At 68.0% G+C, this 23,807-nt stretch carries 16 protein-coding genes; 7 read left to right on the forward strand and 9 right to left on the reverse strand.

Annotated elements, in window-relative coordinates; translation table 11 throughout:
• Positions 1-10: 10 nt before the first annotated feature.
• The 3 genes from QP609_RS17330 to QP609_RS17340 are packed head-to-tail and all read right to left on the reverse strand — an operon-like array spanning position 11 to position 2,651.
• Entirely contained in the window at positions 11-1,342 is a 1,332-nt protein-coding gene (locus QP609_RS17330) for an O-antigen ligase family protein (RefSeq protein ID WP_075077185.1), read from the reverse strand.
• The gene (locus QP609_RS17335) at positions 1,323-2,438 is read right to left on the reverse strand and encodes a glycosyltransferase (RefSeq protein ID WP_197621389.1); all 1,116 of its coding nucleotides are present in this window, start codon (positions 2,436-2,438) and stop codon (positions 1,323-1,325) included. The genes QP609_RS17330 and QP609_RS17335 overlap by 20 nt, the downstream gene beginning before the upstream one ends.
• 15 nt (positions 2,439-2,453) lie before the next feature.
• Positions 2,454-2,651, reverse strand: a complete 198-nt coding sequence (locus tag QP609_RS17340; protein ID WP_005410967.1) for a zinc-finger domain-containing protein — start codon at positions 2,649-2,651, stop codon at positions 2,454-2,456.
• 420 nt (positions 2,652-3,071) lie between these two features.
• Here QP609_RS17340 and QP609_RS17345 point away from each other — a divergent pair, with 420 nt between their 5' ends.
• Both QP609_RS17345 and QP609_RS17350 read left to right on the forward strand, forming a co-directional pair.
• Positions 3,072-6,416, forward strand: coding sequence for a GH92 family glycosyl hydrolase (locus QP609_RS17345; protein WP_197621390.1), 3,345 nt, complete (start codon positions 3,072-3,074; stop codon positions 6,414-6,416).
• Positions 6,413-7,156, forward strand: coding sequence for a basic secretory protein-like protein (locus QP609_RS17350; protein WP_032959489.1), 744 nt, complete (start codon positions 6,413-6,415; stop codon positions 7,154-7,156). The genes QP609_RS17345 and QP609_RS17350 overlap by 4 nt, the downstream gene beginning before the upstream one ends.
• 531 nt (positions 7,157-7,687) lie before the next feature.
• On the opposite strand, the gene QP609_RS17355 is transcribed toward QP609_RS17350, so the two are convergent.
• Together QP609_RS17355 and QP609_RS17360 are read right to left on the reverse strand one after the other, a co-directional pair.
• On the reverse strand, positions 7,688-9,979 hold the full coding sequence (locus QP609_RS17355) for an NADP-dependent malic enzyme (protein ID WP_014648356.1): 2,292 nt from the start codon (positions 9,977-9,979) through the stop codon (positions 7,688-7,690).
• 230 nt (positions 9,980-10,209) lie between these two features.
• Positions 10,210-11,553: a dicarboxylate/amino acid:cation symporter gene (locus QP609_RS17360; protein ID WP_014648357.1), complete on the reverse strand. Its 1,344-nt coding sequence runs from the start codon at positions 11,551-11,553 to the stop codon at positions 10,210-10,212.
• 332 nt (positions 11,554-11,885) lie between these two features.
• On the opposite strand from QP609_RS17360, the gene QP609_RS17365 reads away from it, so the two are divergent.
• Both QP609_RS17365 and QP609_RS17370 read left to right on the forward strand, forming a co-directional pair.
• Entirely contained in the window at positions 11,886-13,055 is a 1,170-nt protein-coding gene (locus QP609_RS17365; RefSeq protein ID WP_032959491.1) for a porin, read from the forward strand.
• A 66-nt stretch (positions 13,056-13,121) separates the two neighbouring features.
• Positions 13,122-15,764: a PAS-domain containing protein gene (locus QP609_RS17370; RefSeq protein ID WP_197621391.1), complete on the forward strand. Its 2,643-nt coding sequence runs from the start codon at positions 13,122-13,124 to the stop codon at positions 15,762-15,764.
• A 638-nt stretch (positions 15,765-16,402) separates the two neighbouring features.
• Here QP609_RS17370 and QP609_RS17375 read toward each other — a convergent pair.
• Genes QP609_RS17375 through QP609_RS17390 form a run of 4 tightly spaced genes read right to left on the reverse strand, consistent with a single transcriptional unit; the run spans position 16,403 to position 20,207 of the window.
• Positions 16,403-17,053 (reverse strand): response regulator transcription factor, encoded by a 651-nt coding sequence (locus QP609_RS17375; RefSeq protein WP_014648360.1) that lies wholly within the window; start codon positions 17,051-17,053, stop codon positions 16,403-16,405.
• 28 nt (positions 17,054-17,081) lie between these two features.
• A complete protein-coding gene (locus QP609_RS17380) occupies positions 17,082-18,137 on the reverse strand; it encodes an ABC transporter substrate-binding protein (RefSeq protein WP_014648361.1) in 1,056 nt (351 codons plus the stop codon).
• Positions 18,134-19,525, reverse strand: a complete 1,392-nt coding sequence (locus QP609_RS17385) for a sensor histidine kinase (protein ID WP_014648362.1) — start codon at positions 19,523-19,525, stop codon at positions 18,134-18,136. The genes QP609_RS17380 and QP609_RS17385 overlap by 4 nt, the downstream gene beginning before the upstream one ends.
• Positions 19,518-20,207, reverse strand: coding sequence for a response regulator transcription factor (locus QP609_RS17390; RefSeq protein WP_005419188.1), 690 nt, complete (start codon positions 20,205-20,207; stop codon positions 19,518-19,520). The genes QP609_RS17385 and QP609_RS17390 overlap by 8 nt, the downstream gene beginning before the upstream one ends.
• A gap of 244 nt (positions 20,208-20,451) precedes the next feature.
• Between QP609_RS17390 and QP609_RS17395 the strand changes: the two genes are divergently transcribed.
• The 3 genes from QP609_RS17395 to phbB all read left to right on the forward strand — a co-directional run bounded on the left by QP609_RS17395 (position 20,452) and on the right by phbB (position 23,760).
• Positions 20,452-21,591, forward strand: coding sequence for a porin (locus QP609_RS17395; RefSeq protein WP_049440639.1), 1,140 nt, complete (start codon positions 20,452-20,454; stop codon positions 21,589-21,591).
• Positions 21,592-21,666: 75 nt separating this feature from the next.
• A complete protein-coding gene (locus tag QP609_RS17400; RefSeq protein ID WP_005419191.1) occupies positions 21,667-22,995 on the forward strand; it encodes a CitMHS family transporter in 1,329 nt (442 codons plus the stop codon).
• A gap of 24 nt (positions 22,996-23,019) precedes the next feature.
• Positions 23,020-23,760: an acetoacetyl-CoA reductase gene (gene phbB / locus QP609_RS17405; protein WP_005419193.1), complete on the forward strand. Its 741-nt coding sequence runs from the start codon at positions 23,020-23,022 to the stop codon at positions 23,758-23,760.
• Positions 23,761-23,807 lie beyond the last annotated feature (47 nt).

The following is a 23,807-nucleotide window of genomic DNA, read 5'->3' on the forward strand; positions in this document are numbered from 1 at the left end:
AGGTTGGCAACTACTGCATCGGCGGAGATTCGTCCGATTCGCGGGCCAGCAGACTGCCGGCGAACAGGGCCGCCAGCAGCACGGTCAGGCCGCCCCAGAACGCAGAATAGAACGCCAGGTGCGTATTGAGCGGGAACACGGTAACCGCCAGCGCCAGCATCGCCGGGCGGGCGCGGTCACGCGCCGCCGGCGGTGCATAGCGCCAGGCCCGCCAGGCCTGCGCCACCGCCGCCAGCCACAGCAGCAGGCCCAGCACGCCGGTCTCGGCCAGGATTTCCAGCACGATCTGGTGGGCGTGCAATGCCGGTTGATTGCCCCACACGGCGGGGCCCTCGTCTGACACGCAGGCCGGATACGCATCGCGGAAGCCGCGCGCACCGACACCGTTGACCGGATGTTCCTCGATCATGCACACCGCCGCCGTCCAGATGCGCGCGCGCCCCGAAAGCGCCTCGTCAACGCCCTGCCCGTCTTCGTTCCATGCCTGTGCCGTGCGCGCAACACGCTCGCGCAGCTGCGGCACGCCCGCTGTCAGTGCGGCCGTACCCAGCGCTGCCACAAGGGCCAGCAGCAGCAGCCGCTTCCAGCCGAACTGACGCAGGCCGCTGTAGGCCAGCACCAGCACAAAGGTGATCCACGAGGCGCGCGAACCGGCCAGCAGCAGCACGCCTCCCAGTGCGGCGGCGGCCAGCAACCACCCCGCACTGCCGAAACGCCGCGCCATCGGCAGCAGCAGGAAGGGTGACAGGCTGGCCAGCACCTGGCCGAATTTCAGGTTGCAGGGCCCGAGCGCGCCACTGAGGCGGTCGGCCAGTGCGGCTTCGTCGGCCGGGCACAGCGCGTGGCCACTTACGGCCAGCTTCAGGTGCTCCAGCGACCAGAACCATGGGCTGGTGCCGGCCAGCGCCTGTACCAACGCGTCCAGCGTCCACGCGCCGGTGATCAGCGCCAGGCCACCGAAGGTCAGCCGCCGCCGTTCCGGCGTGGCTACCGCGATCGCCACCAGCCACATGAAGGGCAGGTAGCGCAGTCCGGCGGCAGCCTTGGTCCACGAGGCCGCCGGATCGATCGCATCGATGGCCGAGAACGCCTGTGGCAGCCAGTAGCCGAGGAACAGGATCGAGGTCAGGGCCCACGCCGCCGTGCTCAACAGGTGCGGGCGGCGCTGCAGCCGGCGCATGACCATGCGCACGGCAGCATAGAGCGCGCCAAGGCCGAGCACGGTTTCGGCGATGCCTGGCAACGGCCACATCGCCACGTACGCCAGCACCCACCAGGGTGCCCAGCGCCCAGCGCGGTCGTCGCGCACGATGGCAGCGGGGTCAGCCGGCGAGATCGGCATAGAGGCGGAGGGTATCGCGCTGCATGGCCTGCAGGGTAAACGGGATGCGGGTCGGCAAGGATGGCGGCTGCGCCAGCAGGGCCAGCGCACGTTCACCCAGCGCGCGCGCGTCGCCGAGCGGCACCGCGCCGCCGGGCTGCAGGTGCTGCAGCAGTTCGCCGACGCCACCGTGGTCCCAGCCCAGCACCGGGCGGCCGACCGACAGCGCCTCGACCACGGTGCGGCCAAAGGCTTCCGGCTTGTCCGACAGCTGCAGCACCAGATCGCTGGCGGCGTAGGCCAGGGCGATGCGTGCGGTAGGCGTGCTGATCTGTACGGCCTCGGCCACGCCCAGTGCCGCAGCCTGGCGGCGCAGATCGGCCACGTAGGCCTCACGCCCGGGTTCCTCGGTACCCAGCATCCACAGCTGCGCAGGCACGCCGGCGGCACGCACGTCGGCCAGCAGCTGCAGCGCGTGGGCGTGGCCCTTCAGCCGGGTACCGCGCCCGGGCAACAGCAGCAGCGGGCCATCAACCTGCGCCAGCCAGGGATAATCGGCGGCCAGGGCCAGCCGCGGGCGACGGTCGGCACGTGCTACGCGTGGGAACTGGCCGACATCGACACCGCGGGGAATGACCTGCAGTTTTTCTTCCGGCACCGTCGGGTAGTGGCGTTGCACGAAGGCGCGCACGGTATTGGACACGCAGATCACGCGTTCGCCACTGGTCATCACCGCACTGTAGCGGCTGGGCGAATTCAACCCGTGCACGGTGGTCACCCAGTGCGGGCGCTGTGCGGCGGGCATGGCGCGGATCGCGTACAGGCCCAGCCAGGCCGGCAGCCGCGAACGGGCGTGCACGATGTCCGCACCGACCTCGGCAAACAGGCGGCGCAGGGTCGGCAGATGGCGCAGGGTCAGCAGCGACTTGCGGCCGATGTCCAGGGTGAGGTGCTCGGCACCGCTGTCCAGCAGCGGCTGCACCAGGCGGCCACCGGCGGACACCACCAGTGCACGATGGCCGGCCGCGACCAGGGCAGCAGCGATTTCCAGGGTCGAGCGCTCGACACCGCCGGAGTGCAGCGCCGGCAGCAACTGCACCACGGTCAATCGGCGCATCGAAGGGGCCGCCGTTTAGTCGGCCAGCACGAACACGGAACCGCAGTACGGGCACTGCGCTTCACCGTTGGGCTCGTCTTCGATCGGCAGGTACACGCGCGGATGCGAGTTCCACAGCGCCATTTCCGGGGTCGGGCAGCTCAACGGCAGATCGCTGCGGTGCACGGTGTAGCGCTTCTCGGCGTTGGCGGGCGCGGTGGCGGTATGGCTCATGGCGGATGTCGGTGAACGGGTTGCGAGGCCTGTGATTCTAGCATCTGGGCCGCACCGACATTGCGCCACAACGGGCCTTTGCGCGCTCCCGCCGATGCCTCGCATCTCCCCGCCGCACGCCGGGCGGCGGCGGCGCCGGGGATTTCGCGGTCGTTCCGGCAGGTTCGCTCGCCAGAATCGACTCCAGCGATATTTCCCGCATTTGGATCGAACTAAATGGCACTTGCCAGCGCGCGACGGCTGTTGCAGGATCGGGCCAGGTCGCACCCCGACCCACCCAATCCAACCCGATCGCATGGCCCGCCCCCACCGGACCGGCATCGCCTCTTCCACTGCCAGCCTGGCGGGCGGAGCGATGCTGTCCGTGGTGTCCGCCGATGCGGGTTCTGCCCGCCGCCAGCCCTTCCGGGAGACCCTTGCATGACCCTGTCCGATCCGCGCCGCGCCCTGCTTCCACTCGCCCTGGCCCTGGCCTGTGCGACCACTGCGATGCCGGTGCTGGCACAGGGGCTGCAGACCTCGTTCGAGCCCGGCGAACCTGCCCCGACGCAGGCCGCGGGTGCACTTCAGGTCACGATCGGCAACGGCCCTGCGGCGCCTTACGCGGCCAAGCGCAACGCCGGCTACAGCGGCCTGCATGCACTGCGCTACAGCAGCGAAGGCGGCAGCGCGCGGCGCGAACTGTTCAAGGCCGACCTGCCCATCGAGGCCGATACCACGCTGTCGTGGCTGGTGCTGCCGGAGATCGTCGGCAAGGACACCGTCGCTTCGACCTATGTCTCGCTGGACCTGCTGCTGGACGATGGCAGCCGCGTGTCGGCCGGTGCGGCGCGCGACCAGCATGGGGTGGCGATCGGCGCGCTCGCGCAGGGCGAATCGAAGACGCTGTACCCGCAACAGTGGGCGCGCAAGGCAGTGCGGCTGGGCGACGTACCCACGCTGAAGGGCCGCCGCGTGGTGGCGATCGAGCTGGAGGTGGCCAGTGCCGAGGGCGCGCCGGTCTCTGGCTGGATTGATGACGTGCGCCTGGACGCACAGCCGCGGCAGCAGCCACAGCGCGTCTCCGACTGGGTGCTGACCACCCGCGGCACCCAGGCCAACGGCACCTTCTCGCGCGGCAACAATTTCCCGGCCACGGCGGTGCCGCACGGCTTCAACTTCTGGACCCCGGTGACCGATGCCGGCGCACTGAACTGGCTGTACCGCTGGAACGAACAGAACGACGCACAGAACCGCCCGCAGCTGCAGGCGCTTGCGCTGAGCCACCAGCCCAGCCCGTGGATGGGTGACCGCCAGACCTTCCAGGTGATGCCCTCGGCCAGCCGTGGCGTGCCGGAGGCCGACCGCCGCAAGCGCGCGCTGTCGTTCGATCGCCGCCATGAAAGCGCGCGCCCCTACCGCTACGACGTGCGCTTCGACAACGGCATCGCTGCCGCCATCGCGCCGACCGATCATGCCGCGTTGTTCCGCTTCGACTTCCCCGAAGGCGGTGACGCCAACCTGCTGTTCGACAACGTCGATGCACGTGGTGGCCTGACTCTGGATGCCGCCACACAGACGCTGTCCGGCTACACCGATACGCGCAGCGGCCTCTCCAACGGCGCCAGCCGCATGTATGTCGTGGCCAGCTTCGACAAGCCCTGGCGCAGCAGCGGCCGCCTCGACACCGGGCGCCCGACCGGCTACATCAAGTTCGATGCCGGCAGCGAGCGGCGGGTGACGATGCGCATCGCCACCTCGCTGATCTCGGTGGAGCAGGCGCGGCACAACCTCGCACTGGAAATCGCCGCCGCCGATACGCTGGAGAGCGTGGCCGGCCGCGCACAGGACGCGTGGGACGCGCGCCTGGCCCGCTTCGACATCGGCGATGCCAGCGACGACCAGAAGACCACGCTGTACTCCAGCCTGTACCGGCTGTACCTGTACCCGAATTCCGGCCACGAGAACGTGGGCAGCGCCGCCGCACCGGAGTGGCGCTACGCCAACCAGGCCAGCGCCAGCGATGACAACACCGAAGGCAGCGCGACCCGCAGTTACGCCGGCGTACGCGATGGCAAGGTGTTCGTCAACAACGGCTTCTGGGACACCTTCCGCACCACCTGGCCGGCCTATGCACTGTTCACGCCCGACGATGCCGGCCAGCTAGTGCAGGGCTTCATCGAGCAGTACCGCGCCGGCGGCTGGATCGCACGCTGGTCGTCGCCTGGCTATGCGGACCTGATGGTCGGTACCAGCTCGGACGTGGCCTTCGCCGATGCGTGGCTGAAGGGCATCGGCGGTTTCGATCCGGCCGAGGCCTACGCCGCCGCGCTGAAGAACGCGACCGTGGTCCCGCCCGACCGCCATGTCGGCCGCAAGGGCATGGACCGTTCGACCTTCCGTGGCTACGCCAGCGCGGACGTGCATGAAGGCATGTCGTGGACGATGGAAGGCGCACTCAATGATTTCGGCATCGCCAACATGGCCGACGCGCTGGCCAGGCGTGCGACCACGCCGGCCGCACGCGAGCGCTACAGCACCGAGGCCGACTACTTCCGCTATCGCGCCGCCAGCTACACGACGATGTTCGATCCGGCCGCCGGCTTCTTCCAGGGCCGCACTGCCGATGGCCAGTGGCGCGTGGACGCGAAGGACTACGACCCGCGCGTGTGGGGCCACGACTACACCGAGTCCAATGGCTGGACCTTCGCCTTCACCGCTGCCCACGATGGCGAAGGCCTGGCCGCGCTGTACGGTGGCCGCGACAAGCTGGCGGCGAAACTGGATGCCTTCTTCGCCACGCCGGAAACCGCAGACCCGGCACTGGCCGGTTCCTACGGCGGCACCATCCACGAGATGACCGAGGCGCGCGACGTGCGCATGGGCATGTACGCGCACAGCAACCAGCCGGCGCACCACATCCCGTGGATGTACCTGTACGCCGGGCAGCCGTGGAAGACCCAGCAGCACGTGCGCGAGATCCTGTCGCGGCTGTACGTCGGCAGCGAGATCGGCCAGGGCTATCCGGGCGACGAGGACAATGGCGAGACCTCGGCGTGGTACGTGCTGGCCTCGCTGGGCCTGTACCCGCTGCGCATGGGCGCCCCGGAGTATGTGATCGGTTCGCCGGCCTTCCGCCACGCGCGGGTGGAACTGCAGGGCGGCGCGGTGCTGACCGTGAACGCGGCCAACAATTCGCGAGAGAACGTCTACGTGCAGTCGCTGAAGATCAACGGCACGCCCTGGACGAAGACCTGGGTGCCGCACGAGCTGATCGCCAGGGGCGCGACGCTGGACTTCGTGATGGGCCCGCAGCCGTCGCGCTGGGGCAGCGGCGTGGATGACGTGCCGCGCTCGCTGACCGCCCGTGGCCAGCGCCCGCAGCTTCTGCACGACCTGCTCGGCAGCGACGCGAAGGCAACACTGGCCGATGGCCGCGCCCTGCCGGCGCTGGTCGATGACGATGCGGCCACCACCGTCGGCCTGGGTGGCGGCGCGACCATCGCACTGACCGGCCTGAGCAATGGCACGCCGACGATGTATACGCTGACCAGCGGTGACGGCCGCATCCAGGGCGGCGAATGGACGCTGGAAGCGCGCAATGGCAACGGCCACTGGACCGTGCTCGACCAGCGCAGCGGCGAAGCCTTCGAGTCTGCCCGCCAGACCCGTCCGTTCCGCATCGCCAGACCCGGTCGTTACAGCGAGTACCGGCTGCGCCTGGCCGCGCCGGGCCGGCTGCCGCTGGCGGAGATCGAACTGTTGGCGCCCAGCGCCGTACAATGAGCCCTATGCGCTACCGTCTGTTGCCTCTGGCCCTTGTTGCCCTTTCCTTCTCCAGCTTCGGCCAGACCCAGGCCTTTGATGCGCAGCTGACCCGCGACGGCGTGACGCTGAACTACCAGGACGCCCGTGGCGCCCTGGCCGCGCCGCAGCGCAAGCGGGTGATCGATACGTTCTACTTCGCCTACCTGCGCGAACGTGCGGACTTCCACCCGGCCGCGCCATCGATGGTGCGCATCGTGATCGATCCGGCCTACACCGGGATCGCCTTCGTCGGTGACAAGGACCAGGCGGCAACGATCACCATCAATCCGGGTTGGCTGGCGCAGCACCCCAACGACATCGACCTGGTCACCCATGAGGCCATGCACATCGTGCAGGGCTATCCGGGCCATGGCGACGCACGGGTGCCGGGTTGGCTGGTGGAGGGCATCGCCGACTACGCACGCGACCGCTACGGCATGGACAATGCCGCCGCGGGCTGGTCGCTGCCGGGCAAGGTCGAGAAGGGTCAGAACTTCGACAGCGGCTACCGGGTCACCGGTGCGTTCCTGAAATGGGCCGACGCCGAACACCCGGGCCTGGTGCTGGCACTGGACACGGCCCTGCGCGATGGCCGCTATGCACCGGCGCTGTGGCAGAAGCACACCGGCAAGGCACTGCCCGCACTGTGGGCCCAGTACGCCAAGCCGCGGTCGGATGCACCGCCGCCGGCCCCTGCACGCCGCGGCAAGCGGCGCTGACTGGCTGGTCAACTGGGAATTGGGGCGACTGGGTAGAGTCGACTGTTAGTCGACTGACTTTCGTACAGCCCCCGAAAACCCCGCGCTTCGCGCGATAGTCGACCAACGGTCGACTCTACCTCGCTGCTTTCTACGCCTCAGCGCGACTGCACGAAACCGGCGTACAGCGCGAACAGCTGCTGGAAATATCGCCGCGTGACTCGATTACGCATGACACCCTCGCCCATGAAAGTTGGTCGGGCCCAGGGTGGGAAGGCCGGTCCGGTCCCTTCCCACGGCCGGGCCGCGTGGGCGTATTGGGCCGCAACGGCGTTGCAGGGAAATGACCGGGCGGCGTAGCGCGTGTGGCAGGTTCGGCGGCCGTTGCGGCAAATGAAAACACCGGGCAATGCCCGGTGTTTTCACTTGCGCCGACGTCCAGCCGCGCCAGCGCCATCATTCTTCCGACCAGGAGCCCCTTCTTGTTGAAGGGGCGCGCCGAAGGCGGGGGTAGAGGAAGAATGCGTGGGCAGCGGAAGTGGGAAAGAAGGCTTATGCCTTCTTTTCCGCTTCCAGCTGCTTGCGGATCTGCGCATCGACCGCCGCGATCGCGGTCATGTTCAGGATCCGGCGCGAAGTGGCGCTGGTGGTCAGGATATGCACCGGCTTGTTCACGCCCATCAGGATCGGGCCGATCGCCACGCCATCGGTGAACACGCGCACCAGGTTGTAGGCGATGTTGGCCGCTTCCAGGTTCGGCAGCACGAACAGGTTGGCGCGGCCCTGCAGGGTCGAGCCCGGCAGCAGCTTCTGGCGCAGCGCTTCATCCCATGCGGTGTCGCCTTGCATTTCGCCGTCCACGTTCAGGCGCGGGTTGCGCTTGAGCAGCAGCTCGCGCACCTGGCGCATCTTCAGCGCGTCCTTCGAATCGTGGCTGCCGAAGTTGGAGTGCGACAGCAGCGCGACCTTCGGCTCGATGCCGAACAACTTCATGCGGTAGGCCGCCTGCAGGGTCGCTTCGCACAGCTGCTCGGCGGTCGGGTCTTCCTGCACGTGGGTATCGACGAAGAAGAACACGCCCTGCTGGTTGATCACGCCGGTCATCGCCGAGGTCGAGGTGACCTTCGGCTCCAGCGGCAGCACGCTGCGCACGTAGCCCAGCTTCTTGTGGAAGCGGCCGACGATGCCGGTCAGCATCGCATCGGCTTCGCCACGCGCCACCATCACTGCTGCGATCAGGGTCGGGCGCGAACGCATCAGGTTCTTCGCCGCGGCCACGGTCACGCCACGACGGCCGGTCAGGCCATGGTAGTACTGCCAGTATTCGTTGAAGCGCGGGTCATCGTTGATGTTGGTGACTTCAACGTTCTCGCCGATCTTCAGGCGCAGGCCGAGGCGTTCGATGCGCGACTCGATCACTTCCGGGCGGCCGATCAGGATCGGGTGCGCCAAGCCGTCATCGACCACGTTCTGCACCGCCTGCAGCACCACTTCCTCTTCGCCTTCGGCGTACACCACGCGCTGCTTGTCGCTGCGCGCGCGGTCGTAGACCGGCTTCATCATCAGGCTGGTGCGGTAGACGAACTGGGCCAGCTTGTCGCGGTAGGCGCCCATGTCGTCGATCGGGCGCGAGGCCACGCCCGAATCCATTGCGGCCTGGGCCACGGCGGCCGACAGCTCCACCAGCAGGCGACGGTCGAACGGACGCGGGATCAGGTATTCACGGCCGAAGCTCGGGGTGTCACCGCCATAGGCCGAGCCCATGTCGGTGGCGGCGCGGCGGGCCAGTGCAGCGATGGCACGCACGCAGGCGATCTTCATTTCCTCGTTGATCGCGGTGGCGCCCACGTCCAGCGCACCACGGAACAGGTACGGGAAGCACAGCACGTTGTTGACCTGGTTCGGGTAGTCCGAACGGCCGGTGCCGATGATCGCGTCCGGACGGGCGGCGCGCGCCAGTTCCGGCATGATTTCCGGGGTCGGGTTGGCCAGTGCGAAGATCACCGGATCCGGCGCCATGGTCTTGACCATGTCGGCGGTCAGGATGCCCGGCGCCGACAGGCCCAGGAAGATGTCCGCGCCGTCGACGATCTCGGCCAGGGTGCGCTTGTCGGTGTCGCGCGCATAGCGCTGCTTTTCCGGATCCAGGTCGGTACGACCGGTGTGGATCACGCCCTCGCGGTCGAAGGCCAGGATGTTTTCCGGCTTCAGGCCCAGCTGCACCAGCATGTTCACGCAGGAAATGCCGGCCGCGCCCATGCCCGTGGTCGCCAGCTTCACGTCCTCGATCTTCTTGCCGGTGATCGCCATGGCGTTGAGCACCGCCGCGCCGACGATGATCGCCGTGCCGTGCTGGTCGTCATGGAACACCGGGATCTTCATGCGCTCGCGCAGCTTGCGCTCGACCACGAAGCATTCCGGCGCCTTGATGTCTTCCAGGTTGATGCCGCCGAAGGTCGGTTCCAGCGAGGCGATGATGTCGACCAGCTTGTCCGGGTCGGTCTCGTCGACTTCGATGTCGAACACATCGATGCCGGCGAACTTCTGGAACAGCACGCCCTTGCCTTCCATCACCGGCTTGCCGGCCAGCGCGCCGATGTTGCCCAGGCCCAGCACCGCGGTGCCGTTGGAGATCACCGCCACCAGGTTGCCGCGGGCAGTCAGCTCGCTGGCCTGCTGCGGGTCGGCCTTGATCGCTTCACAGGCGTACGCCACGCCCGGCGAATACGCCAGCGACAGGTCGCGCTGGGTCAGCATGGGCTTGGTAGCGGAAACCTTGATCTTTCCCGGCGGGGACATCCGGTGGTAATCGAGGGCGGCCTGTTTGAAATCTTCGTTGGACATCGATGTGGGTTACATGAATGGGCAGAAGGGACAGGGGATGATACCCCCGTTGGAGCGTCTGGACCTGTCGCTATCCTGTCGCAAGCATGCTGCGACCGCACAATTCCGTGCCGTATGCGACGGTACCGGGATGTCAGCTTCGGCGTTGCCCATGACAGCCATGGGACGCCCTGAAACGCCGCGGGGCCGTACCACTGTCGTGACCGGCCCCGCGGTACCACACACCTGGATCAGCCCTTGGCCGGCAGTGCCTCGGGCAGCGCATCGACCGGCGGCGGCAGTTCGCTTTCGCGGCCATCCAGCGCCAGCTTCAGGCGGTTGCGGTCCAGCGCGCCTTCCCAGCGCGAGACCACCACGGTGGCCACGGCATTGCCGATGAAGTTGGTCAGCGAGCGGCATTCGCTCATGAAGCGGTCCACGCCCAGGATCAGCGCCATGCCGGCAACCGGCACTTCCGGCACGACGGCCAGGGTGGCGGCCAGGGTGATGAAGCCCGCGCCGGTGACGCCGGCCGCGCCCTTGGAGCTGAGCATGGCGACCAGCAGCAGGGCGATCTGGTGGCCCAGGGTCAGTTCGGTGTTGGTGGCCTGGGCGATGAACAGCGCCGCCAGGGTCATGTAGATGTTGGTGCCGTCCAGGTTGAACGAGTAGCCGGTCGGGACCACCAGGCCCACCACCGACTTGCTGCAGCCGGCGCGTTCCATCTTCTCCATCAGCGACGGCAGCGCCGACTCCGACGACGAGGTGCCGAGCACCAGCAGCAGTTCGGCCTTCAGGTAGCGCGCCAGCTTGAACACCGAGAAGCCGCACAGGCGGCAGACCACGCCGAGGATCACCGCCACGAACAGGAAGGCGGTGAGGTAGAACGAGCCCACCAGCCAGGCCAGGTTGATCAGCGAGCCGACGCCGTACTTGCCGATGGTGAAGGCGATCGCACCGAAGGCGCCGATCGGGGCGGCCTTCATCAGGATGTGCACCAGCTTGAACACCGGAGCGACCAGCGCCTCCAGGAAGTTCAGCACCGGCTTGCCCTTCTCGCCCACCATCGCCAGCGCGATGCCGAACAGCACGGCCACGAACAGCACCTGCAGGATGTTGCCGTCGACGAACGCGCTGAGCAGCGTCTTCGGGATGATGTCCATCAGGAAGCCGACCAGGGTCAGGTCGTGCGACTTCTCGACGTAGCTGTGCACCGCGGTCTGGTCCAGCTCGGCGGGGTTGATGTTCATGCCGGCGCCGGGCTGCACCACGTGCGCCACGATCATGCCGACGATCAGCGCCAGCGTGGAGAAGAACAGGAAGTACGCCATCGCCTTGGCAAAGACCCGGCCCACCGTACGCAGGTGGGTCATGCTGGCGATGCCGGTGACGATGGTGAGGAAGATCACCGGCGCGATGATCATCTTCACCAGGTTGATGAAGGCATCACCGAGCGGCTTCATCTTCTCGCCGATCAACGGCTCGTAATGGCCGAGGATGGCGCCCAGGACGATCGCCACGATCACCTGGAAGTACAGCTGGCGATAGATCGGCAACGGCTTTGCAGGCACCGGTGCTGCGGTCGGGATGTGCATGGCGGACTCCGGAAGGGGCGTTTTCAGGCACGTACGGCCCCGGAGCTGCACGGGAACCGTTACCGTGGAAACTGATCGCAGGCCCTGTGCAGCACGCACAGGAGGTGCGACCAATGGACGCCTTTGTACGCGCCAGGCACGCCAGCGCAGATAACCTATTGGTACTAGCCTCCCGGTTCAGGTGGCACAGGTGCCTACACTGGCGCCGCACCGCCCGATCCTGGGGAGGCTGGTGGCCCGGGCTGAACGGCTGGGTGAGTCTTTGCGAAAGTTCCGGCCCTTGCGGCCGTTGATGTCCTGTCCACACGCAATCTGAGAGAGCCGCACCCAACATGCGCCCGAATCCCACCTTGCTGGCCCTGTCGCTGGCCGCCCTTCCCGCCTTCGCCTCGGCCGCCGATTTCGACAACTGGCCGACCAAGTACACCTTCGGTGATGGCACCGAGCTGGCGGCCACCGCCAACATCGCCTACGACTACAACGACTTCTCCTCGGCCAGTGGCCTCGAGGACGACGATGCCGTGCGCCGCAAGGAATTCGGCGCGACGCTGAAAAAGAAGGGCGTCTACGATGCGATGGTCTACTACGACTTCCAGGCCGATACCTGGCTGGACGTGTTCGTGCGCTTCGAGAGCAAGGCCTTCTTCGGCCGTGACGTCGGCCGCTTCCGCTTCGGCTACATGAAGACCCCGGTCGGCCTGGATGCGAACACCTCTTCGCGTGCCGGCAGCTTCCTGGAAACCTCGCTGCCGGTGCAGGCCTTCTACGAAGGCCGCCGCACCGGCGTGGAGTGGGTGCTGGAGCGCCCGCAGTACCTGCTGCAGGCCGGGGCCTATGGCGGCAAGGACCTGCAGGGCGACAACCCCGGCACCACCCAGGCGGTGCGTGCGGTGTGGACGCCGGTGAAGGCACCAGGCGATGTGATCCACCTGGGCCTGGCCTACTCGCAGGAAAACCCGCGTGGTTACAGCGATGGCCGCGACGTGCATCACGAGGCCAGCGCCCGCCTGCGCGCGCGCCCGGAAGCCGGCCTGACCGACATCCGCTACGTCGATTCCGGTGCGCTGGTCACTGCCGACCAGATCCGCCGCACCGGCCTGGAAGGCATCTGGATCCGGGGCCCGTTCTCGCTGCAGGCCGAAGCGCTGCGCGCTACGGTCACCCGTCATGACGGCAAGCCCGACTACACCGGCAGTGGCCAGTACGCGATGGCCAGCTGGGTGCTGACCGGCGAATCGCGCCCGTACAACGCCGGCGCGGTGGCCAACATCAAGCCGGCGCACAACTACGGCGCGGTCGAACTGCTGGCCCGATACAGCCGTCTCGACCTGGACGATGGCAGCATCCTCGGCGGCCGCCAGCACGACCTGACGCTGGGCGCGAACTGGTACCTGACCAGCCACTTCAAGTTCCAGGCCAACTACGTGAAGGTCGACGCCAGCCGTCGTGGCGTGCACAGCACGCCGGAGATCTTCGAACTGCGCGCGCAGATGCACTTCTGACCCCTTCCACGTCAGACCCCGGCGGGCGTGCACGCCACGCCCGCCGGCCCTGCGTAGACTGCCGCCATGTACTGGCTCAGCCGCCACCGGATGCTGTTGCTGACCCTGCTGGTGATGGTCGGCGGTACCGTGCTGTGCGCGGTCGCCGCCGGTCATTACGCCTGGCGGCGCGCGCTCGGCGAGGAAAGCAGCCAGGTGCAACGCCAGCTGCAGCTGTATGGCCAGGGCCTGCAACAGCGCATCGACCGCTTCGGCACCTTGCCGCAGGTGCTGGCACTTGACCCGGATCTGCTGCATGCACTGCGCGTGCCGCCCTCGCCCAGCGAACGGCAGCGGCTGAACCTCAAGCTGCAACGCGCCAACGAAGTCACCCGTGCCTCGACCCTGACCCTGGTCGGCCACGACGGTGTGGCGGTGGCGGCCAGCAACTGGGACCAGCCGACCACCAACGTCGGCGAGAACTACAGCTACCGCCCCTACTACCGCCAGGCGCTGGCGCAGGGCCGTGGCCGCTTCTACGGCATCGGCATGACCACCGGCGTGCCCGGCTATTACCTTTCGCAGGCCATCGAAGAAGACGGCAAGCGGCTGGGCGTGGTAGTGATCAAGGTCGAGTTGTCCGCGCTGGAACAGGAATGGCTGAGCAGCCCGGACGTGGTGCTGGCCAGCGACGACCACGACGTGGTGTTCCTGGCCAACCGGGACAGCTGGCGCTACCGGCTGCTGCGCCCGCTGGGAGCCGATGAGCGCCGCGAGATGCTGGACGCCCGCCAGTACGCCGACCGCGCATTGCAGCCCCTGCGCGCACGCACCGAAGACGTGCTGGCCGATGGCGGCCGCATGGTGCGCCTGCTGGATCCGGCGCTGCCGCAGCCGATGCTGTGGCAGAGCCTGCCGCTGCCCGCCGAAGGCTGGAACCTGCACCTGCTGCACGATGCCAGTGCCGCCACCGGCGCCGGCCGCGCCGCAGCACTCACCGGTGGCGCTGCATGGCTGGCGCTGGGCTTCCTGGTGCTGTTCGTGCAGCAGCGCCGGCGACTGGCCAAGCATCGCCTGCGCAGCCGCCGCGAGCTGGAAACCCTGCTCAAGCAGCATGCACAGGAACTGCGTACCGCGCAGGATGGCCTGCTGCAGGCCGCCACCGATGCCGACAGCGGCCTCAGCCGCAGCCTCGAACACCTGCCGCAGGGCGTGGTGGTGATCGACCGCGAACTGCGCCTGGTCGCGTGGAATTCGCGCTATCTGGAACTGTTCCGCTTCCCGCAGGACCTGGTTCGCGTCGGCCGGCCGATCGAGGAACTGTTCCGCTTCAACGCACGCCGTGGCCTGCTTGGTCCGGGCCCGGTCGATGAAGCCATCGAGCGCCGCCTGAACCACCTGCGCAGCGGCCGCCCGCACATGCGCGAGAGCGAAAAAGACGATGGCACCGTGCTGGAAATCCGCGGCAACCCGCTGCCCGACGGCGGCTTCGTCACCAGCTATGCCGACATCACCAGCTACAAGAACGCCGCGCGCGAACTGCGCTCGCTGGCCGATGCGCTGGAACACCGCATCGCCGAGCGCACCCATGACCTGGAAGAAGCACGCCGCGAAGCCGAGCAGGCCAACCGCTACAAGACGCGATTCGTCGCCTCGGCCGTGCACGACCTGCTGCAGCCGCTCAACGCGGCGCGCATGTTCGTCTCGGTGCTGCGCGGCAAGCTGGGCGACCCGGCGCAGCAGCAGACTGCGGACCACATCGATGCTGCACTGGCCGCGCAGGATGCGATCCTCAACAGTCTGCTGGATATCGCGCGCCTGGAATCCGGCAGCCTGCCGACCCGAGTGCAGACGTTCCGGCTCGGGCCTTTGCTGCAGACGCTGGCGCGCGAATTCGGCATCGCCGCACAGTCGCGTGGCCTGGTGGTCGACTGGGTCGATACCGATGCGGTAGTGGTCAGCGATGAAGCCCTGCTGCGCCGAATCCTGCAGAACTTCCTGTCCAACGCGCTGCGCTACAGCGAACGCGGCCGCGTGCTGCTCGGCTGCCGTCGCCGTGAAGGCATGCTGTGGATCGAGGTGCACGACCAGGGCCCCGGCATTCCCGACGCATTGCAGGGCGAGATCTTCGAGGAGTTCCGCCGCCTGCACGACGGCCAGCAGCGCGGCGCCGGCCTTGGCCTGGCCATCGTCGATCGCATCGGCCGCCTGCTTGGGCATCCGATCCGGCTGCGCTCGCAGCTGGGCCAGGGCAGCGTGTTCGCGGTGGGCGTGCCGTTCGGCGAAGCCAGCGCGATTCCCGCTACTGCTCCTGTGCCGGTGCTGGTGCAGGAACCGGCGGCGGACAACCCGCTTCGCGGTCGCCGGGTGTGGGTGATCGACGACGATCCGCACGTGTGCGCGGCCAGCCGCGCGCTGCTGGAGCGCTGGGGCTGCGAGGTGGCGCTGGCCGATGGCCCACAGGCGGCGCTGCAGCTGGCAGCAACAGGCGCAGTACCGGAGCTGGTGCTGCTGGATGTGCGCATGGGCGATCACCATGGGCCGGTGCTGTACGAGACATTGGCCGAATTGTGGCAGGCCCGCCCGCCGGTAGTGCTGGTTACTGCCGAGCGCGATGCGGGATTGCGTGAGATGGCCGCCGAACGCGGCTGGGGGATGATGGCCAAGCCGGTGAAGCCGCCGGCGCTGCGGGCACTGATGAGTCAGTTGCTGATCCGCCATCGCGGGTAGTTTCCAGCCAACGGCGCAGCCCCTCGTGGGTGGTGTCTGGGTGGTCGCGGAAAGCAGAAGCCGCGGGTGGGCCGGTCGGGTTGGGTACGCGGGGGACGCCGTGAATCCGTCCATGGAGGCTTGGCAGCCGCTTGCTCGTGTGCGCTGTCCTGCGCACACGGCAAGACCCGGGTTGGGCGTCCTGCCCAACCCGCCCGAGGCATGCCTCGGGCCCATGCGGCTGACACCCCCGCGCACCCAACCCGACCGGCCTCCGACAGATTTCGGTGGCCTGCACCCACGGAGAAGAAAATAAGATCAAAAGCGGGTCGCGCGCTGCGCTTGCTCGTGTAGAGCCGAGCCCATGCTCGGCTTCACGGACCGGCCAGAAAGCAGCCGAGCGTGGGCTCGGCTCTGCAAAAAGCGGCCTGTCAGGCTGCCTTTGCTTTGGATCTTCTTTTCTCTTCCGTGGGTGGATGCGCACGGAACCTGTCCGTGGCCGGGCAGGTGGGCTGCGCAGGGGCGTGAGCCGCATGGATGCGGCGACCGAGCTTACATGGATGTACTTGCAGCGGCCCCTTGTGCAGTCCACCTGCCCGGCCTCACCCATGAACTGCTCTACGTGTCCACCCACGAGGGGCTGCGCCGTTGGCTGGAAACTACAGCCCGATGCCGGCGTCGCCCTCGGGCTCCAGCGCCTTCACCAGCACCGCCGCCTGTGTGCGGCTGTGGCACTCGAGCTTCTTCAGGATGGCGGTGACGTGCACCTTCACCGTGTTCTCGGCCAGCCCCAGGGTGTAGGCGATCTGCTTGTTGAGCAGGCCATCGGCCAGGCAGAGCAGCACGCGGAACTGCTGCGGGGTCAGCTGGGCCAGGCGGCTGGCCAGTAGTGCATCGGCCTCGGAACGCTCGGCGGCCATCGCCGGGAACCACAGGCCGCCATCGAGTACTGCCTGCACGGCCTCGCCGATGGTCTCGGCCGGCGCGGACTTCGGGATGAAACCGGCGGCGCCGAACTGCTGGGCACGGCGGATCACCCGCGGATGGTCGTTGGAGGAAAGGATCACCACCGGGATGTCCGGATGCGAGCCGCGCACGTGCAGCAGCGCGGAAAAACCGTGCGCGCCGGGCATGGTCAGGTCGAGCAGCACCAGGTCCACGTCCGGCTGTGCGTCGAGCGCCTCGGCCAGCGCATCGGCACTGGCCACCTCGCGCACCTGCGCCAGCGGCAGGCTCTGCCGCAAGGACTGCACCACCGCCGAACGCAGCAGCGGGTGGTCGTCGGCGATCAGGATGGTGTATTCGCTCATGCCGCCATTGTACGGGCAGGCCGGAGCCTCAGCGCCCCGCCGGCTCGACGCTGCTGCGCCAGGCATCGAGGAACTGGCGGCGCTTGAGCGCATCCAGGTACACCAGCAGGCCCGGGCCGAGCTGGATCGGACGCCGGCTGCGGCCGGGCGCATCGTCGCCACGTGCGTTGCCGGTCACGATCGGCATCAGCCGCGCCTCGCGCGACAGCACCTGCTGGCCACGGGGCGACAGCAGGTAGTCGAGGAAGCGCCGCGCTTCTTCCGGGTGTGGGCCGGTACGCGGAATCACCGCGGTGCGCAGCACCACCAGCGTGTAGTCCTCAGGCTCGACGATGGCCAGTGGCGCGCCGGCATCGACCCGTGCCTGCGCGTAGGAACCAAGCACGTTGTAGACCAGCGACAGCTCGCCGCTGGCCACCTTGTCCAGCAGCACGCCGGTGCGCTCTTCGCGCACCACGTCGTTGTCGCCGAGCGCCCCCAGCAGCGCGCCGGCGATGCTGCCGCGCTGCGCATCCTGGGTTGCCAGCAGGTAGCCGACACTGCTGCGCTCGATGTCATAGGTGCCGACCCTGCCGCGCAGCGGTGCACCTTCGGCACGCAGCCGGTCCAGCAGCTGGCGGCGCGTGTGCGGCACCTTTGCCGAAGGCATTGCGCGGGTGTTGTAGACCATCACCACCGGCTCGTAGCTGATGCCGAAGGCCTCGTTGCGCCACTGCGCCCAGGCTGGCAGCGCAGCGGTCAGCGCCGAGCGATGTGGCAGCGCGTGGCCATCGTTGACCAGCTTGGTCTGCAGGTCCATGCCGCTGGAGATCAGCAGGTCCGGCGATGCCGGTCCACCGCGGTCGTGCAGGTAACGCGCGTACAGGTCCTGGGTGATGATGTCCTCGTACACCACCTCGGTGCCCGGGTGCAGCCGCTGGTAATCGGCAATCACCACCGCGAACACTTCGATGTCGGTAGTGCCGTGAATGCGCAGCTGCGCGGTGGCCGCCCCCTGTGCGGGAAAACGACGCACATCGCCGGGCGCGGCCAGCACCGGCAGGGCCAGCAGCAGGGCAACGGCCGTGGCAAACAGGCGGATCATGGACTGCTCCGTGGCAGGCGGATGGTGGCGATCAGCCCGCCCTGCGGGCGGTTGCTGAGGTCGATGCGGCCGCCGTGGCTGTCGACCACCCGCTTGACGATGGCCAGGCCCAGCCCGGCACCGCCGGATGGCGCGCCTTCGCCACGCGCGAAGCGCTCGAATACGCGTTCGGCATCGGCAGCCGCGATGCCTGCGCCATGGTCGGCGATGGTCAGCACGGCCTGCCCGCTTTCCACGGTCAGCGCGATCTGCAACGGGCCGTCGCCGCCGTACTTCAACGCGTTGTCGACCAGGTTCTTGATTGCCTCGCGCAGCAGCAGCGCGTCGCCATGCACCTGCACCGGCTCGGCAGTCATCGCCAGTTGCACGCGCGGTGCAGGGCTTGCCTGCGGCAGTGCTTCATGCAACGCCTGGTGCACGGTCTCGGCCAGATCCACCGCCGCAAAGCGTTGCAGGTGCGAACGATGGATCACGCTGGCATCGCTGAGCAGCTGGTTGAGCAGCCGGCTCATATGCGTGGCGTTGCGCTCGATCGCCTGCAGGCTGCGTCGCATGTCCTCCGGATCGTCATCATCCAGCGCCAACTGCGCCTGAGCTCGCAATGCCGCCAGTGGCGTGCGCATCTGGTGTGCGGCCTCGGCCATGAACGCGCGCAGTGTCTCGTTGCTGCTGGACAGGCGTTCCATGAAGCGGTTCAACGCGGCCACCATCTGGTCCATCTCGCGCGGCACGCGGGCATCGAGCGGCTTCAGGTCGGACGGCTCGCGGCGCGACAGCTCGCGCTCCACCCGCACCAGCGGCCGGAACGCACGATGCACGCCGAACGCCACCAGCGCCAGCAGCAGCCCGGACAACACACCGATCGCCAGCAATGCACGATTGACCATGTCCTGCGCAACGGCTTCGCGCGCGCGCCGGGTCTGGCCCACCTGCACCTGCACCTCGCCCTGCGCGGAGGCCGCGGCGAAACTGCGGCCGACCACCACGAAGCGCACGGTTTCGCCGCTGTAGGGGGCGTCGAACAGCTGCGGCTGGGTACCGGGCCTGCGCGGCGGTGTCGGCAGATCACCGTAGCCGGTGATCAGCGTGCCGCGGCTGTCGGCCACCCGGTAGAACACGCGGTCCTCCGGCGCCATCGCCAGCAGGTCCAGCGCCGCATAGGGCAGATCGACCTGCCACTGGCCGTCGACCAGGGCCACCGAATCGGCGATGGACAGCGCCGAGGACACCAGCAGGTGATCGTAGGATCGGTTGGCGGCGCGCTGGCCGTAATCGCGTGCGGCGAACAGCAGGGCCACCGCGAACACCGCCAGCAGCACGCCGAGGTAGAGCAGCAGCGTGCGCCGCAGCGAACCCGGCGCCGCAGTCGCAGCACGCGTGTCAGCCATCGGCGTCGGCATGGGTATCGCTGGCTTCCAGCAGGTAACCGACGCCACGCACCGTGGTGATGCGCAGCGGCGCGCCCGCCAGCTTCTTTCTCAGGCGACCAACGTACAACTCGATGGCATTCGGGCCCGCTTCGTCATCGAAACCAAACAGGCCGTTGCCGATCTCGTCCTTGCCGACCACCTGGCCAAGACGGCCGACCAGGATCTCCAGCAGGCGGTACTCGCGATTGGGCAGTTCGATCGGCTCCCCGTCGAGGCTGACCCGGTGCGCCGCGTTGTCGAACTGGAAGCCGCCAATCTGCACCACTTCGCTGGCCTGGCCGCGCGCACGCCGCAGCAGCACGCGGCAGCGCGCTTCGAACTCGCGGAAATCAAACGGCTTGCCCAGGTAGTCGTCGGCCCCCACATCCAGCGCCTGCACGCGATCTTCGATGCCGTCACGCGCGGTCAGCATCAGCACCGGCGTGCTGTCACCGCGCTCGCGCATGCCGGCCAGCACGCGCAGGCCATCGAGCTTGGGCAGGCCGATGTCCAGCACCACCAGGTCGAAGCTCTGGTAGCGCAGCACGCTGGCAGCGGCCAGGCCATCGGCCTGCCAGTCCACGGCGTGCCCGCTGCGGCGCATCCGGCGGATGATCGCATCGGCCAGATCCGGATTGTCTTCGACCAGCAGCAGGCGCATGGGCACACGGGTGGGAGGGGAACCGAATGCTACCGCATGCCGCCGCTGGGCTCGCCGGGCGCGGCACGGCGAGCCCAGCGGCCTGTGCTTTTCGCTGCACCGCACAATCCGTTGACAGGACGATGACAGCTTGCCCGACCCAGACTGCGGCCGCGCACCGTCCGGTGCCCACGATTGCCGCGCGCCTGGCGCGCACCTGGGAGGGTTTGTGGAATTCACGTTTGCCTGGCGGCGTCCTGCCGCCATGATGGCGCTGGCTGTCCTGTCGGTGCCGGCCTTCGCCGCCGAAGACGACCTTCCGGTCACCGCCACCCTGGGGGGCCGCCTGCACCTGGACTTCGCCACCTTCGACAACGACAACCGCGGAACGCCGAACAAGGATGACACCGAGATCCGCCGTGCATGGGTCGATGTGTCCGGCAAGTTCTTCGTGGTCGACTACAAGCTGGAAGCCGACTTCTCCGGCGACCGCGTCGAGGCCAAGGATGTCTACCTGGCCCGCAGCTTCGGCAAGGCGGGCAAGCTGACCGTGGGCCAGTTCAAGCAGTATTTCTCGCTGGATGACCGTACCAGCTCCAACTACGGCAGCTTCCTGGAGCGCGGCAACGCCGGCACCACGCTGGCGCCGCTGTACCGCCTGGGTGCGTCCTGGCAGGCCAACCCGGGCGACTTCACCTGGGCGGCCAGCCTCTACAGCCTGGAGAGCATCGACGCCTGGCAGGTGAAGGGTCGCGCGGCGGGTGGTCGCATCACCTGGGCGCCCTCGCCCAGCGACGGCGACGTGCTGCACCTGGGCCTGTCGCTGGCCCGCGAGGCGTACGACAACCCCGGCGCCAATGGCGTGCCCGGCCTGCGCATCCGTCCGCGCCCGGCCGGCCACCTGTCCGACGAGAGCCGCCTGACCCTGGTCGACTTCTCCGCCGGCCGCGATACCGACGTCAACAAGTGGTCGCTGGAATACGCGCAGGTGCGCGGCCCGCTGTCGTGGCAGGGCGAGTTCAGTGGCGCCACCTTCGATGACGGCGCCCAGCGCGGCGACGTGATGGCCGCCTACGGCATGCTCAGCTGGTTCGTCACCGGCGAAAGCCGCGCCTATGACCGCAAGACCGGACGCTTCGCGCGGGTGAAGGACATCCGCCACAAGGCCGGTGCATTCGAAGTGGCGCTGCGCTACGACCAGATGTGGGGCGCGCAGCACCTTGATGGCGCGCCGGACCTGCGCCGCGGCAGCACCGAAGCCTGGACGCTGGGCGGCAACTGGTACCTGCGCGACAACCTGCGCTTCATGCTCAACGTGATCGAAAGCCGCAACCGCGACCGCCTGGCCGGGGTCACGGTGGACCGCACCCGCGCGGTCACCGGCCGCCTGCAGTACGACTTCTAGGCCTGACATTCCGGGCGCGCGGCGCCCGGCCCCTTCCACTCCCCACGTCCTGTTTTCGCAAGGAGTCCGCAGATGATGCTGAGCATCCTCGGCTTTGGCATGGTCATTACGTTCATGTACTTGATCATGAGCAAGCGCCTGTCGCCGCTCGTCGCCCTGATCACCATTCCCATCCTGTTCGCGCTGATCGGTGGCTTCGGTGCCGGCATCGACGAGATGATGCTGGAGGGCATCAAGAAGATCGCGCCGACCGGCGTGATGCTGATGTTCGCCATCCTCTACTTCGGGGTGATGATCGATGCCGGCCTGTTCGATCCGCTGGTGCGGGTGATTCTGCGCTTCGTCAAGGGCGATCCGATGAAGATCGTGCTTGGCACCGCCGTGCTGGCGATGCTGATCTCGCTCGATGGCGACGGTTCGACCACCTACATGATCACCGTCTCGGCGATGCTGCCGCTGTACCAGCGGCTGGGCATGAACGCGCTGAACATGACCTGCGTGACCATCCTCGCCGGCGGCGTGATGAACCTGACCCCGTGGGGCGGCCCGACCGCACGCGCGGCCACTGCGCTGCACGTGGACCCGGCCGATGTGTTCGTGCCGCTGATCCCGTCGATGGTGATCGCCTGTGCCGGCGTGCTGCTGCTGGCCTGGTACCTGGGCCTGAAGGAACGCCGTCGCCTCGGCGTGGTGACCCTGCCCAAGGGCGGCAGCTGGATGGACAACAGCGTGTCCGATGACAGCAATCCGCTGCCGACCGTGGAAGACGCCGAGGACATCAAGCGCCCGAAGCTGCTGTGGGTCAACCTGGCCCTGACCGTGGCGCTGATGACCGCGCTGATCATCGGCGTGCTGCCGATGCCGGTGCTGTTCATGGTCGGCTTCGCCATCGCCCTGGTGATCAACTACCCGAACCTGGCCGAGCAGCGCCGCCGCGTGGTCAACCACGCCGGCAACGTGCTGTCGGTGGTGTCGCTGATCTTCGCCGCAGGCATCTTCACCGGCATCCTCAACAACACCGGCATGGTCGAAGCGATGTCGCACAGCTTCCTGGCGGTCATTCCGGAGTCGTGGGGCCCGTACCTGGCGGTGATCACCGCGGTGGCGTCGATGCCGTTCACCTTCTTCATGTCCAACGACGCGTTCTACTTCGGCGTGCTGCCGATCCTGTCCGAGGCCGCCGGCAACTACGGCATCACTCCGGTGGAAATGGCGCGCGCCTCGCTGGCTGGCCAGCCGGTGCACCTGCTCAGCCCGCTGGTGCCGTCCACCTACCTGCTGGTGGGCCTGGCCAAGGTCGAATTCGCCGACCACCAGAAGTTCACCCTGAAGTGGGCCATCGCCATCTCGATGCTGCTGATGATCGGCAGCCTGCTGTTCGGCCTGTATCCCCTCGCCGCCTGACCCTTTGCCAAGGAGCCTTCTGCAATGACGCTTCGAATCGCTTACGTCACCAGTGGAATGGGCAGTGTCGGCACTGCCATCTGCCAGAGCCTGGCCCGCAGCGGCCACACCGTGGTTGCCGGCTGCGCGCCGAACTCGCCGCGCAAGGCCAACTGGCTGCGCGAGCAGCGCGAACAGGGCTTCGACTTCATCGCCTCCGAAGGCAACGCGACCGACTGGGCCTCGACCAGCGCCGCGTTCGCCAAGGTCCGCGCCGAAGTGGGTGAGGTCGATGTACTGGTCAACAACTCCGGCGGCAGCCGCGACCTGCTGTTCCGGCAGATGACGGTGGAGGACTGGAACGCGGTGATCGCCTCCAACCTCAATGCGCTGTTCAACCTGACCAAGCAGGTGGTCGACGGCATGGCCACGCGGGGCTGGGGCCGCATCATCAACATCGGCTCGGTCAGCGCCCACAAGGGCCAGATCGGCCAGGTGAACTACGCCACCGCCAAGGCCGCGATGCATGGCTTCAGCCGTGCGCTGGCCGCCGAAGTGGCTTCGCGCGGCGTCACCGTCAACACGCTTTCGCCGGGCTACATCGCCAGCCAGGCGATCAGCAGCTTCCCGCCGGATGTACTGGACCGGCTGGCGGCCTCGGTGCCGGTGCGCCGCCTGGGTCGCCCCGAGGAAGTGGCCGGCCTGTGCGCCTGGCTGGCCTCGGATGAAGCCTCGTACGTGACCGGCGCCGACTATCCGGTCAACGGTGGCCTGTACATGGGGTAAGCCAGTCTCCACGCTGCGCGTGGACCGCCTCCCCCACGGAGTGCGCG

Source organism: Stenotrophomonas sp. 8(2023) (assembly GCF_030345295.1).
Taxonomy (GTDB): Bacteria; Pseudomonadota; Gammaproteobacteria; order Xanthomonadales; family Xanthomonadaceae; genus Stenotrophomonas; species Stenotrophomonas muris.